The sequence below is a fragment of the Marinilabilia rubra genome, from assembly GCF_003121985.1.
Classification (GTDB): Bacteria; Bacteroidota; Bacteroidia; order Bacteroidales; family Marinilabiliaceae; genus Marinilabilia; species Marinilabilia rubra.
Window position 1 is genome coordinate 330,777 of the sequence record NZ_QEWP01000003.1, and the last position, 12,240, is coordinate 343,016.

The 12,240-nt window shown below is 42.8% G+C and carries 12 protein-coding genes; 6 read left to right on the top strand and 6 right to left on the bottom strand.

Features of this window, described 5'->3' with window-relative positions:
• Positions 1-313: 313 nt before the first annotated feature.
• Positions 314-2,116 (bottom strand): translational GTPase TypA, encoded by a 1,803-nt coding sequence (gene typA / locus DDZ16_RS05840; protein WP_109263491.1) that lies wholly within the window; start codon positions 2,114-2,116, stop codon positions 314-316.
• A gap of 522 nt (positions 2,117-2,638) precedes the next feature.
• Between typA and DDZ16_RS05845 the strand changes: the two genes are divergently transcribed.
• From DDZ16_RS05845 to DDZ16_RS05870, 6 genes are all read left to right on the top strand, one after another.
• Positions 2,639-2,905, top strand: a complete 267-nt coding sequence (locus tag DDZ16_RS05845; protein WP_109263492.1) for a hypothetical protein — start codon at positions 2,639-2,641, stop codon at positions 2,903-2,905.
• Positions 2,906-2,910: 5 nt separating this feature from the next.
• The gene (locus tag DDZ16_RS05850; protein ID WP_109263493.1) at positions 2,911-3,267 is read left to right on the top strand and encodes a PadR family transcriptional regulator; all 357 of its coding nucleotides are present in this window, start codon (positions 2,911-2,913) and stop codon (positions 3,265-3,267) included.
• On the top strand, positions 3,245-4,207 hold the full coding sequence (locus tag DDZ16_RS05855) for a PspC domain-containing protein (RefSeq protein ID WP_109263494.1): 963 nt from the start codon (positions 3,245-3,247) through the stop codon (positions 4,205-4,207). Before DDZ16_RS05850 ends, DDZ16_RS05855 begins: the two co-directional genes overlap by 23 nt.
• Before the next feature lie 47 nt (positions 4,208-4,254).
• Positions 4,255-5,655: a PspC domain-containing protein gene (locus DDZ16_RS05860; RefSeq protein WP_109263495.1), complete on the top strand. Its 1,401-nt coding sequence runs from the start codon at positions 4,255-4,257 to the stop codon at positions 5,653-5,655.
• Positions 5,656-5,680: 25 nt separating this feature from the next.
• A complete protein-coding gene (locus tag DDZ16_RS05865) occupies positions 5,681-6,148 on the top strand; it encodes a DUF4252 domain-containing protein (protein WP_109263496.1) in 468 nt (155 codons plus the stop codon).
• 123 nt (positions 6,149-6,271) lie between these two features.
• Positions 6,272-6,799, top strand: coding sequence for a hypothetical protein (locus tag DDZ16_RS05870; RefSeq protein WP_109263497.1), 528 nt, complete (start codon positions 6,272-6,274; stop codon positions 6,797-6,799).
• Between the two features lie 9 nt (positions 6,800-6,808).
• Here the strand turns inward: DDZ16_RS05870 and DDZ16_RS05875 are convergent, their stop codons facing one another.
• From DDZ16_RS05875 to DDZ16_RS05895, 5 genes are all read right to left on the bottom strand, one after another.
• On the bottom strand, positions 6,809-8,041 hold the full coding sequence (locus DDZ16_RS05875) for a PP2C family protein-serine/threonine phosphatase (protein WP_109263498.1): 1,233 nt from the start codon (positions 8,039-8,041) through the stop codon (positions 6,809-6,811).
• Between the two features lie 326 nt (positions 8,042-8,367).
• Complete coding sequence (efp, locus tag DDZ16_RS05880) at positions 8,368-8,937, bottom strand: elongation factor P (RefSeq protein WP_109263499.1); 570 nt, start codon at positions 8,935-8,937, stop codon at positions 8,368-8,370.
• Between the two features lie 294 nt (positions 8,938-9,231).
• The gene (locus DDZ16_RS05885; RefSeq protein ID WP_109263500.1) at positions 9,232-10,053 is read right to left on the bottom strand and encodes a DUF3108 domain-containing protein; all 822 of its coding nucleotides are present in this window, start codon (positions 10,051-10,053) and stop codon (positions 9,232-9,234) included.
• Positions 10,054-10,137: 84 nt separating this feature from the next.
• Positions 10,138-11,358 carry an ABC transporter permease gene (locus tag DDZ16_RS05890; RefSeq protein WP_109263501.1) on the bottom strand — a complete coding sequence of 407 codons (1,221 nt, stop codon included), beginning with the start codon at positions 11,356-11,358 and terminating at the stop codon, positions 10,138-10,140.
• Positions 11,359-11,501: 143 nt separating this feature from the next.
• Positions 11,502-12,215, bottom strand: a complete 714-nt coding sequence (locus DDZ16_RS05895) for an ABC transporter ATP-binding protein (RefSeq protein ID WP_109263502.1) — start codon at positions 12,213-12,215, stop codon at positions 11,502-11,504.
• Between the last annotated feature and the right edge of the window lie 25 nt (positions 12,216-12,240).

Genomic DNA, 12,240 nt, shown 5'->3' on the forward strand with positions numbered 1-12,240 from the left:
ACTCTCTTCGATCAACCTACGGTATTCATCCAGATAGCTCTCGCTTTCCGAATTAGTTGGCCCCTTTCAGGGACCCAGTGCCGGGAGCATGTTTAACCCCGGGACAGTTGCCCCGGGGTTATTTAAGTTCGCCCCTTATCAGGGACTTGATGGATTAGCCCTACTTGTGTCATTCACAAGGTACGTAATTTATAGAAAGAGCCTAATTGATAACATCATCGCAAATATAAACTACAGCCATTATCAAAAAAAGCCGCCCAACTAATCCATGTTAGCTAAGCGGCTTTTGATTATATCTTTAAAGACAATCTAATTAACCATTCTTGGCCAGTCTCTTCCGCTCATGCTCCTGAAGGAGAATTTTACGCAGGCGAATGTGCTTAGGGGTTACCTCTACATACTCATCTCCCTGAATATACTCCAACGCCTCTTCCAGACTGAAAATGATAGGTGGTACCAGCTTGGTTTTTTCATCAGAGCCGGAAGTACGCATGTTGGTGAGTTTTTTCTCCTTCGTTACATTCACCGTCAGGTCGCCATCACGGCTGTTTTCACCAATCACCTGTCCCAGGTAAATCTCTTCCATGGGATGAACAAAGAATTTACCTCGGTCCTGAAGTTTATCCAAGGCATAGGCAATGGCTTTTCCTGATTCCATCGCAATCAGAGAACCATTCTGACGCTTGTTGATTTCTCCTTTCCAGGGCTGAAACTCAACAAAACGGTGGGCCATAATGGCTTCCCCGGCAGTGGCAGTCAGTAGATTGTTACGCATTCCGATGATACCTCTGGAAGGAATGTTAAATTCCAGAACAACTCTTTCGCCTTTGCGCTCCATCGACAAAAGTTCGCCTTTACGCTGAGTCACCATTTCTATTGCGCGACCGCTGTATTCATCAGGCAGGTCGATGGTCAACTCCTCTACAGGTTCATGCTTTTCACCGGCTATTTCTTTGATAATAACCCGTGGCTGTCCAACCTGCAATTCATAACCTTCGCGACGCATGGTTTCAATCAAAACCGACAAGTGCAATACACCCCGTCCGTAAACATTCCAGGCATCAGCAGAGTTGGTATCTTCAACCCTTAATGCCAGATTCCGCTCCAGCTCTTTATCCAGACGATCTTTGATGTGGCGTGAAGTCACATATTTACCATCTTTACCAAAGAAAGGTGAGTTGTTGATGGTAAACAACATACTCATAGTAGGCTCATCAATGGCAATGGGATCCAATGGCTCGGGATTTTCAGAATCACAAATACTGTCACCAATATCGAACTCTTCCAAACCAATAATAGCGCCCAGTTCACCATTAGGAATCACATCTGTCGCGGTGCGCCCAAGTCCGTCAAACACGTTCAATTCTTTGATTCTGGTTTTCTTAACAGAACCATCACGGCTAACCACCGCTACATTTTGTCCGGTCTTTAAAGAGCCACGGTGCATACGTCCGATGGCAATTCGTCCCACATATGGTGAATACTCCAAAGAAGTGATCAACATCTGGGGAGTTCCTTTTCTTTCCTCGGGTACCGGAATATGCTCCACAATGGCATCCATCACCGCAGAAATATCGTTGGTTTGTTCCTTCCAGTCGGTTGACATCCAGCCATCACGTGCCGATCCGTAAACAGTAGGGAAATCCAGCTGGTCTTCGTTGGCATTTAAGCTGAACATCAGGTCGAAGACCATCTCCTGAACCTCTTCAGGCCGACAGTTGGGCTTATCCACTTTATTGATAACAACAATGGGTTTCAATCCTAGTGCCAAAGCTTTCTGGAGGACAAACCGGGTCTGTGGCATAGGGCCTTCAAAGGCATCTACCAGCAACAAAACACCATCGGCCATATTAAGTACCCGTTCCACTTCACCTCCAAAGTCGGAGTGACCCGGAGTATCTATGATATTTATTTTGTGATCGTTCCAAACCATAGAGGCATTCTTGGAAAGGATGGTAATGCCTCGCTCCTTTTCGAGATCATTGCTGTCCATAATCAACTCTCCCACTTGCTGATGTTCCCTGAAAAGCTTCCCGGCTTTCAACATCTCATCAACCAGCGTGGTTTTACCATGGTCTACGTGGGCAATGATCGCTACATTTCTGATTGTCTGCATAATTCTTTCTTAAAATAGCGTGCAAAAGTACGCTTTTTATATACAATGAGCATGCAACCTGACCTTTATCTGGTGTTAAATTTATTTAACAAGAAAAACGGGTCGGTAAGCAGTTCTGATTTTTTATTGCTAGTTACTGATAACAAAAACATTAAAGGCTTGAAAATATTCTTTGGTTTGTATTCAAAGTTATGGCATATCAAGTCAATCAGGCAATAGTTACAGCTTGTGAATATCCCCGTCAGCGACTATAGCAATAATAGTTCTTTACCAGTACCCTGTCTCAAATGGTCTTCGTTTAGAGTTGGTTTTACACCAGTGCCAACAAAAATCATTTCATTCACAAACAACGTCCTTCAATAACACAAAAAACTCACTATCAATCACTAAATAAAAGCTCACGAAAAAAAGTTCAACTTTTTTCAAAGAATATGATACTTTGTATTGCATAGTACTAATTTTTATACATATATTTGTAATACCTTATTCATTGTATAATCGGGTATTATAAACAATGTCAAAATGGTCTTAACAGGAAAAGAAAAGCAAAACCCTGAACGCAGAGTTAAGAGATATACTCCCGTGGTACTCTTCATCGGGATAATCTTTTTAGTTCTGCTTATCCCGGGGAAGCAACAAAGACCCTTGTCGCGCGACACTAGATTACCCATACCACCCGAAGAGAGTTTTGAACGAGATGTCAAACAATTCTCCGAACCAGATTCGGGGAGGGAAAAATCAGCCATTGGTGCTTCGGCAGTAATGATTGGTTTACCATTTAAAAACTAAAGAGTATGAAGATTGAAAACGCCAAAGCCCAGATGCGAAAGGGAGTGCTCGAGTATTGCATCCTTTCCGTTCTATCAAGGGGCGATGCTTATGCGTCAGACATCATCAACGAAATGAAAGAGGCGCGAATCATCGTGGTGGAAGGCACATTGTACCCCCTTCTTACCCGGCTCAAAAATGCCGGGCTTCTTTCCTACCGTTGGGAAGAATCAACCCAGGGGCCACCACGAAAGTATTACGAATTGACCGATCGGGGTCAGGAATTTCTTCAGGAGCTTGACACATCCTGGAAAGAACTAGTAGATTCTGTTCATTTCATCCATTCTAAAAACAACAATCATGAAGAAAGTAGTGACCATTAACATAGCAGGCCGCTCATTCTATATAGATGAAGATGCTTTTGCACGACTTGACCAGTACCTGAAAAAACTGGAGACCTGGTCGCGTGAGAAAGAAGGTGGCCGGGAAATGCTAAGTGACATCGAAAGTCGAATAAGAGAACTCTTCGAAGATAAAATTGACCCCTCAACCGGCGTCATCTCAATTGATCTGGTAAAGGAAATCATCAATACCATGGGGCAGCCCGAAGATTTCGCAGAAGAAGAGGGAAGTGAAAGCTCCCGGGAACCGGCCGGTGAAGAATCCACCTATACTCAGGTTCCTCCCCGCAGGCGCTTGTATCGCGATATAGAAGACCGTGTATTGGGAGGTGTTTGCTCAGGTATTGCTGCCTATTTCAACATCGACAGAGTGATTGTCAGAGTTCTGTTCGCGATTCTCCCATTTCTCAGTTTCGGGGCTATCATCCCCATTTACATCATTCTGTGGATAGCCATCCCTCCTGCTCTGACGGCAACCCAAAGACTAGAGATGAGAGGTCATGATGTTAATATTTCCAACATTGAGAAGAATATCAAAAATGAGTACGACGAAGTAAAAAGAAAATTTCAGCAATCTTCGGCCTATAAAAAAGGCGAAGACTACCTGGGTCGATTCCGAAAGCGTGATCGAACTGCCCTGATTGTGACAGCAGTGGTGTTGGGCATCATTGTACTGGCCAATTTGGTAAGCGTCCCTTTCCACCTGGGTTTTATGCCGGCCTTCCATTTTGAAATGCCGTTTGGGCACTTCGGTTTTCCCGGCATTTTTCCGCTGGTGCTGATTTTACTTATCCTCGGACTGGCATTCCGGTCTGCTCTTAAGGGATTTCTTATTCTCATCGGTATCCTTTTAGCTCTGGCGTTCATTTTTAAGCTGTTCGGTTTCTTCGCCTGGCCACATGTTATGCATGCGGTAATGTAATCAGAAAGCTAATGAGTTGAAGAACCCTTGAAAAACAAAAAAAAGAAATGAAGAAAACAATACATATCAACCTTGCAGGACATGCCTTCAGCATTGAGGAAGATGCATTCGACCGACTTGATGCATACCTGAAGGCTGTAAAAGCAACTCTCGGAGAAAGCGATGAAGCGAATGAAACGCTTGAAGACATCAATCTTCGCATTGCAGAATTATTCAGGGGTGTTCACCCTGATGCCGGATCAGCCATCACTCTCTCAGATGTGGAAGAGATCATAAAAACCCTGGGAGACCCCGGTGACTATGAAGCACCGGATGATCCGGACGAGCAAAAGGAGAAAAAAGAAACGTTCGAACCTCCCGTTCGCAAGCAACTGTTCAGAGATCCTGACAATCGGTTTCTTGGCGGAGTTTGCGGAGGACTCGGCAATTACTTTGGCACAGATCCCCTTCTGTTTCGTTTGCTTTTCATCCTGGCAACTTTGTTTTACGGAACATCCCTGCTGGCATACGTTATTCTGTGGATAGCCATTCCAAAAGCGGTAACAGTTCAACAGCGCATAATGATGATGGGCGGAGCACCCGGAAGCGAAAACTGGAGAAGGCGACAGACCACACGAAACAATGGAACAGAAGTAATGAATGGCATACTCAGAGTTCTTGCAGTGGTGTTCGGGGTTATCCTTATTATAACATCCTTTGTATCGCTCATGGGGCTTATTTTCACATTCTCCCTAACAGACCTGCTGTTTGGGACCATACTGAATCATAGCACCTGGATTCCCGAACTGGGAAGTCTCTTCCTTTTACCTGACCAGCAATGGGGAGCCTTCATCGGCCTCGCACTCACTCTGGGTATACCCATGCTTGTTATCTTTTACCTTGGCATGCACCTGGTTTTTCAATTTAAGAAAGGCGGTCCGGCATTCCTTATTACCTCTCTAATTTTATGGCTTGCCGGAATCGGTCTTATTGCCTATACAGGCGTTAGCGTAGCAAGTGGTTTTGCCAACAAAGTGGATGTAGAAGAAAGAAAAACACTGGAAATACCTGCTTCTGACACCATCTACATAGAACCGAACAAAGCGTCTTTGAAGTTAGGCGACGGCCACCATGTATTCAGCAATGACGGGGTTTCAATAAAGAGAAGGAATAATGAATTAGTTCTGGTAGGTACCCCCGATATTGACGTTATTCGTTCTGAGGGTGATTTCAGGATTACCATCCGGAAAGAAGCAAGAGGAAAAGATGGAGAAAGAGCCATGAAAAATGCCAACATGATTGAATATTTCTTCCTGCAAAACGATTCGGTACTGCTTCTTGACCGCTATTTTAGTGTTCAGAACCTTGCTATGATGAGAAAGCAGGAAGTGGATGTCACTATCCAGGTTCCTGAAGACAAAGAGGTAAAAATAGCGGATGAGTTCAAATACCTCATTGATATTGATTAATAAATAAACATTAAACCAAAGAAGGATGAGAACAATATTTTTAGTTTCCATCATTGCCTGGTTCTCTGCAATTGCAGCATCGGGACAGGCCAGTGCTTCAGACAAGCTATACCTTCAACTCGAAGGCGCTGACGGAGTCACCATCATGTCTCTGTCCAAGGACATAATTGATATGGTTGACATGGTTGTGGATGATAATGAATCCAAACAAGTTACCGGCCCCCTCGAAAAGATAAAAATGATGATCTGCAATGAGGACGAAGGAAAAGAGGCCATTAATGCCGTGATCAATACTTTTGAAAAAAGACCTTTTGCCGAAGTTGAAGATGAGGATAATGATGAACGTGTTTTTATTATCCGCAAAGGCCGGAAAATTAAAGAATGCCATATTGTAGGGGATAAAGGAGAAGGGCTGATCCTGCTGTCCTTTTACGGGGATTTCAAAATAGAAGACATTGATGAGCTTGTTGACAAAGCAGAAGAAATAAATTAATATGCTGTTGCGAAAACAGATCTGGTCAGACAGCAAATGTTTTCTGCCTCACTTAACTCTAAATATCAGATAATTTACTAACTTGGTTTTGAACATCGGGTTTTCCCATAATTTTTCAAGACCATGTTTAGTAAATTTTCTTTAATTGGCATATTGCTGTTCTATTTCTCTTTATTGTCTGTCCCGCAGCACTCTACCAACAATCTGACCGATAAAAACATTTGTCACATTCTGAACACCCTTCCCCGGATGGTGCCGCAACTCAGGGAAGCAGGCATTAATGTATCGCAGGCCTATTACAACTGGCCACGGGATGCTGCCTTACATGAAAAAGGTGAAATCATTCTGGATAAATTTGAATACGATGCTCTCAGGTTAAATGCCCTTGAAGTTTTTTGCAAAACCTGGTTTTGCTTAAACTACGAAAAACTGAATCCTCAGCGTCAAAAAATTCTATCCACTACTGAAGAACAGATCACTGAAAATCCATATATCACCGACGAACAGAAACGTATTAACATCCGTATGCTGAATAAAGAACTGGGGCACTCCAGAGAGCAGCTATGTGATTTCGTAGGGAAGACTAATTTAAGGATGGCTCGTGTTTACTGTATAAAAACCAAGGAGATATGGAAGAATCTCAACCAATAACCGGTTGAATTATTTAAATTCCATTCCAATCAACGAAATATCATCAAAAACGGCCCCGGATTCAATATGCCTGGCAACTAAATCCTTAGCCTCTTCCATGTTCTTTTCGATGGAGTGCTTGTTGGTAATGATTTTCTCAATATTCATCAATCCTGACTCTACTTCATTGCCGCGTTCCAACTCAATCAGCCCATCAGTAAAAGCCATCAGCTTGGCATTTCTGGGAATGGTCACTTTCCCAACTTCAACAGAAGGGATCACATCCAACATCCCCAAACCAATACACCCCTGATCAAGTGATGAAAGATTTGACTTCTTAGGATCGAACACCAGGGGTGGCAGGTGCCCGGCATTGACATAAGTAAGCCGCCGTGTACGAAGATTATACTTACCGATAAACATGGTAATAAACTTCTCATTATTGGCACTGCTGTTTACCCTTACATTCAATTGATGAATAAGGTTCTTGAGATTAATATTGGAAGTAAAAAGCGTACGGATAATAGCCTGAAAATTAGACATCAGCAGAGCTGCAGCAATCCCTTTTCCGGAAACATCAGCAACACAAAAACCAATGGAAGACCTTGACAACTGTATAATGTCGTAATAATCTCCTCCAACCCCCCAATGGGGATGATAAAAAGATTGTAAAGAAAGTTTTTTATGGCGCGGCAAATCCTCCGAACTGGGAATTAGCTGATTCTGAATCCGGGATGCTACCTCCATCTCTTTCTTCAGGGCCTCCTGCTCAAGTATGGTCTCCTGCATGCGCTTATTCTCAATAAACACAATTATCAGATTGGAGATTATCTGTATCAGTTTTAAATGCTTAATGGTGGGACTAATACCCTGCTGCTCCTCCTCCACGTCGCCAATGAGCACATACCCTATGGCCCGGTAACGGTGAAAAAGAGGAATTACAGCATCAAATCCCTGAAGAGGAACGGGGGGTGCGAGAGTAATATTTTCAATGGATTTGAATTGAAGAAGGTCGCGTTCGACATCAATTTTCTCAACTTCGGAAGCTGAAACACCTGATATCAAAAGATTCTTCCAGGTTCCGTCGGAATTTGTAAACACCAATATTTTACCAACTTCCAACTCTTCACGAAGTAAAATTTCAAACTCAGCAAGCAAATCATCAACCGTATGGTCCTGGTTAATGGTCTGTGCTATATCCAGCAAAATATTAAGCCGGTCTTTGTACAGACGAAGTCTTTTCTTTTTTACTTGCGTTATCATGGATTACGACAGTCTTACGTTCTCGCTAAATGTACGAAATAAAAATTTTTTTCGCGAATTATTATCTTTTTTATAAACAACCTAAAAAAACAGAGGATTCAAACCTTTTCGGTTTTTATATTTCACCTTCTTTCATTCTCTGCCATGCCCGGAATATTTCCCTTGCGTCAGCATAGCTGTTGTTCAAAACAGACACCTCCCTTCCAGGAATATATTTTACTTAAGAATGACACAGTATTAGTTGTTTTATTATCAAAAAAATGAAAAAACCCGCACAAGATTCTTTTCTAAGACTCCTGTACGGGTAAAATATTTTAACGAAAAAATTATTCTTTCACACGCTCTACATACGACTGATCGCGTGTATCCACTTTTATTTTATCTCCTGTGTTGACAAAAAGAGGAACCATAATGGTTGCGCCGGTATCAACGGTAGCAGGTTTCAATGAGTTGGTTGAAGATGTATCTCCACGCACACCCGGCTCGGTATATGTCACCTCATAATTAATAAACTGAGGCAGATTAACCATCAAAGGGGTTTCTGTATCGGCATGATATACTACTTCTACTTCCAACCCTTCTTTGAGAAGATGAGGACTTTCCACCAATTCTTCACCTATATTTACCTGCTCAAAAGTTTCACTATTCATAAAGTGATAGCCCATATCGTCCTTATAAAGATACTGGTGCGGTCTTCTCTCAACGCGGGCTTCGGTTACCTTGTGGCCCGAAGAAAATGTATTGTCTATTACCTTTCCGGTAGATACATTCTTCAACTTTGTACGTACAAAGGCAGGTCCTTTCCCGGGTTTAACATGCTGAAACTGGATAATGAAAAACAACTGTCCGTTGAATTCAATGCACATCCCGTTTCTGAAATCTGCAGTTGTTGCCATTTTATCTGTAATTAATAAAGGTGTATAACTTTTTTTGCGGTGCAAAAATAGTGTAAATCAATGAAAACGCCTGAAGATTTCAGACAATAGTGGAAAGACAACAGATATTAGTGCCCGGGGAAAAGCCCTCTGCAGTGATACAGAAGGCAGAAATTGATGGTTGAATGATATTTTGTGACTGTTTTGATGAAAAAGATGGCGGCACAATAGCAGGTTAACTTCCGTTGCCGGGTCTAAGAAAAAGAAAAAACATTTCATCCCACTATTGAACCGTCAACCAGCGACCAGAAATACTCAATCCACATGAAAACTGGAAAAGGGATTATGCAACCCGCGAAATTGCTCCAGGTTGCAGGTAAATGCCCCCACTCTGAGTTGAAACCTGATTCGAACGGGCACCCGGTTTTTGTCGCGTGAAATCCACACCTGCATATCGTCTTCGTTTTTGAAGGCCCGACCAACTTCAGTTACCGGCACAAACTTGTAGCATTCCAAATCGCCCAGCGGGGTATCAATAACTTCAACGCCTTTATATCTAATCCTCAGGGGAAAGAGTTCATCAGAAAAATAAGTCATAATTTCAATCAATTCCCCTTCCTTCAGATCTTCATTAAACTTATGCTTCCTGGCATAATAAAATGCGGAAAGAATATCCTGAATATTCTCAGGCACCCATTTCTCTCCCGATTTCTTACTTTCTATTTTTGCAGAATCCAAATGCTGATGTTCATACGAAACTTCATTGTAATAACGGTAACTGCCTTCCCGTATGCTGCGCACCGATTTAACCGGAAGATCTGTTTGTGGATCAATGAAACTCTCGTAGCGGTCACGCACTTTATAGATGGCATCTGCAAGACCCACCGTTTTACCCCGGGCAATTACGTGATGCAGCTTTTCTCCATGGAGAGTGGTATCTTTCACCATAAGACTAGCTTCTCCACCTTTTATAAAACCATAATTCAGAGAATAACGTAATTCCTCTCCGGGACCGTATACACGTTGCTGGAAATAAGTCTCACCCGACTTGGTTGTTCCATTATAAGAAGAGGCAAAACTCAAAAACGGTAAACCAGCCATAAGGGCCAAAATCAATATAAGAGTATAGCGAGTCATAGCAAATAAGGTTTGACGTCCATAAAAAATCAATATTTCCTTTTATGGAGTTGTTTCCTTATTTGTTACAATTTTTAGGCCGTTTTATTCGTAACGAAGGGCTTCAATTGGATCAAGCCCTGCAGCCTTGCGGGCCGGATACCATCCAAAAAATATTCCGACGACCGCACAAACCAAAAAGGAAAGCATGATTGATTGATTTGTTACAACTACAGGCCAGACAAGCAAGTTTCCCATTCCATAAGCAAGGATAAGTCCAAGAGAAATACCGATCAAACCACCACCCACACTTACAATTACGGCTTCCATCAAAAACTGCGAGAGGATGTCCCGTCCACGACCGCCAACTGCCATTCTTAAGCCTATTTCCCGGGTTCGCTCTGTTACGGATACAAACATGATGTTCATGATTCCAATCCCCCCCACCAATAATGAGATGCCGGCTATTGCCCCCAACAAAAGGGTCAGCATTTCACTGGTGGAACTGAATGTTTTTATGAGTTCCTGCTGCGAACGAACATTAAAATCATCTTCTTCATCATCATCCAAATCATGCGAAGCCCTGAGAGCTAAAGTAATTTCTTCTTCTGCCTGTTCAGAAACCATCTCATTTTCGGCACTGGCAAAAACAGACTGAATATGAGTGATGGCCATGATTCTTTTTTGAATGGTCGTATAAGGGGCCAGAATCACATCATCCTGATCCTGTCCAAAAGTGTTCTGGCCTTTAGAGGCTAATACTCCGATTACCTTAAAGGGTATGTTCTTAAACCTGACGGTCTGACCAACTGCACTCTCAATGTCAGGAAAAAGGTTTTCAACAACCGTTTGCCCCAAAAGACAAACCTTTCCGGCTCTCTTAACCTCATAATCGGTAAACATTACTCCTTCTGAAACCTCCATTTTACGTATTTCAAGAAAATCTTTCCCCACACCCTGAATGGTTGTTGGCCAGTTGTTAGCCCCTGCAATCACCTGCCCTCCCGAACTGACCATGGGGGATAAAGCAGAAACATGGGTGGCATATCTCGAAATAGCCTCAATGTCATCCAGTGTTAGCGATTGCATAGAAGAGCGATCCATTCGAACACCGCCACGCTCATCGCTTCCGGGATGGACCATGAGCATATTGGCTCCCATTGATGATATTTGCTCCTGGATACTCTCTTTGGAGCCTTCGCCAATGGCGAGCATGGTAATTACCGAGGTTACCCCTATGATAATCCCCAGCATTGTAAGAAAAGTCCGCATCTTATTGCGGCCCATTGCCTTTACGGCAATTTTTGAAAGATTTAATACAGTCATGTGTCTATGCGTTGTGGGATTTTTCTTTTGTAGAGACGCAAGGCCGCGCGTCTTTACCATTAACCTTGCGTGTTTCATGTAATAAAGAGGCGCATAATTGGGCGTCAAACCAGAAAATACAAATTTGATTGCATCAGTTTTAATCAGTCCAATACAGCCCGTCGACCAAGATTTGCATGGTCTTTAACAATTTCACCGTCCCTGAGGACAATGGTCCGGTTGCTGTATTCGGCGATTTCATGTTCGTGTGTTACAAAAACAATGGTTTTTCCCTGTCGGTTAAGATCCTGAAAAAGGGCCATAATATCCATAGTTGTTTTACTATCCAGGTTCCCGGTGGCCTCATCGGCCAATACCATCACCGGATCGTTGACCAGTGCCCTGGCAATGGCAACGCGCTGTTGTTGTCCCCCCGACAGCTGATTAGGGGCATGATCCATCCGATCGGCCAATCCAACAGTTTCAAGAGCTTTTTCAGCAAGATTCTTACGCTTGCGGGGTGATACCGAAGAGTTATACATTAAGGGTAGTTCCACATTTTCAAGAGCTGAAGTACGTGCCAGGAGGTTAAAGGACTGAAAAACAAATCCGATTTTTTGATTTCTGATTCCGGCCAGCTGATCCTTCGACAGTGTACCCACATTTGTGCCATCAAGCACATAATTCCCTTCCGTAGGTCGATCCAGGGCTCCCAAAATATTGAGCAACGTAGACTTTCCTGAACCACTGGCTCCCATTATGGTGATAAATTCACCCTCCGACACCGTAAAGGAAACCCCTTTTAAAGCCTGTACTGTCTCAATCCCCACTGAGAAGTTTCTTTTTAGATCAAGTATTTCTATTATCTCGTTTTTCATATTCTTTGCCTATCGTTATCCATTC

What these genes read in the sequence shown, in the direction of transcription:
- DDZ16_RS05845 (WP_109263492.1), top strand. Translation starts at nt 2,639, where the DNA reads ATGGTCTTAACAGGAAAAGAAAAGCAAAACCCTGAACGCAGAGTTAAG.
- DDZ16_RS05865 (WP_109263496.1), top strand. Translation starts at nt 5,681, where the DNA reads ATGAGAACAATATTTTTAGTTTCCATCATTGCCTGGTTCTCTGCAATT.
- DDZ16_RS05890 (WP_109263501.1), bottom strand. Translation starts at nt 11,358, where the DNA reads ATGACTGTATTAAATCTTTCAAAAATTGCCGTAAAGGCAATGGGCCGC.
- DDZ16_RS05860 (WP_109263495.1), top strand. Translation starts at nt 4,255, where the DNA reads ATGAAGAAAACAATACATATCAACCTTGCAGGACATGCCTTCAGCATT.
- DDZ16_RS05895 (WP_109263502.1), bottom strand. Translation starts at nt 12,215, where the DNA reads ATGAAAAACGAGATAATAGAAATACTTGATCTAAAAAGAAACTTCTCA.
- DDZ16_RS05855 (WP_109263494.1), top strand. Translation starts at nt 3,245, where the DNA reads ATGAAGAAAGTAGTGACCATTAACATAGCAGGCCGCTCATTCTATATA.
- DDZ16_RS05850 (WP_109263493.1), top strand. Translation starts at nt 2,911, where the DNA reads ATGAAGATTGAAAACGCCAAAGCCCAGATGCGAAAGGGAGTGCTCGAG.
- DDZ16_RS05875 (WP_109263498.1), bottom strand. Translation starts at nt 8,041, where the DNA reads ATGATAACGCAAGTAAAAAAGAAAAGACTTCGTCTGTACAAAGACCGG.
- DDZ16_RS05885 (WP_109263500.1), bottom strand. Translation starts at nt 10,053, where the DNA reads ATGACTCGCTATACTCTTATATTGATTTTGGCCCTTATGGCTGGTTTA.
- efp (WP_109263499.1), bottom strand. Translation starts at nt 8,937, where the DNA reads ATGGCAACAACTGCAGATTTCAGAAACGGGATGTGCATTGAATTCAAC.
- DDZ16_RS05870 (WP_109263497.1), top strand. Translation starts at nt 6,272, where the DNA reads ATGTTTAGTAAATTTTCTTTAATTGGCATATTGCTGTTCTATTTCTCT.
- typA (WP_109263491.1), bottom strand. Translation starts at nt 2,116, where the DNA reads ATGCAGACAATCAGAAATGTAGCGATCATTGCCCACGTAGACCATGGT.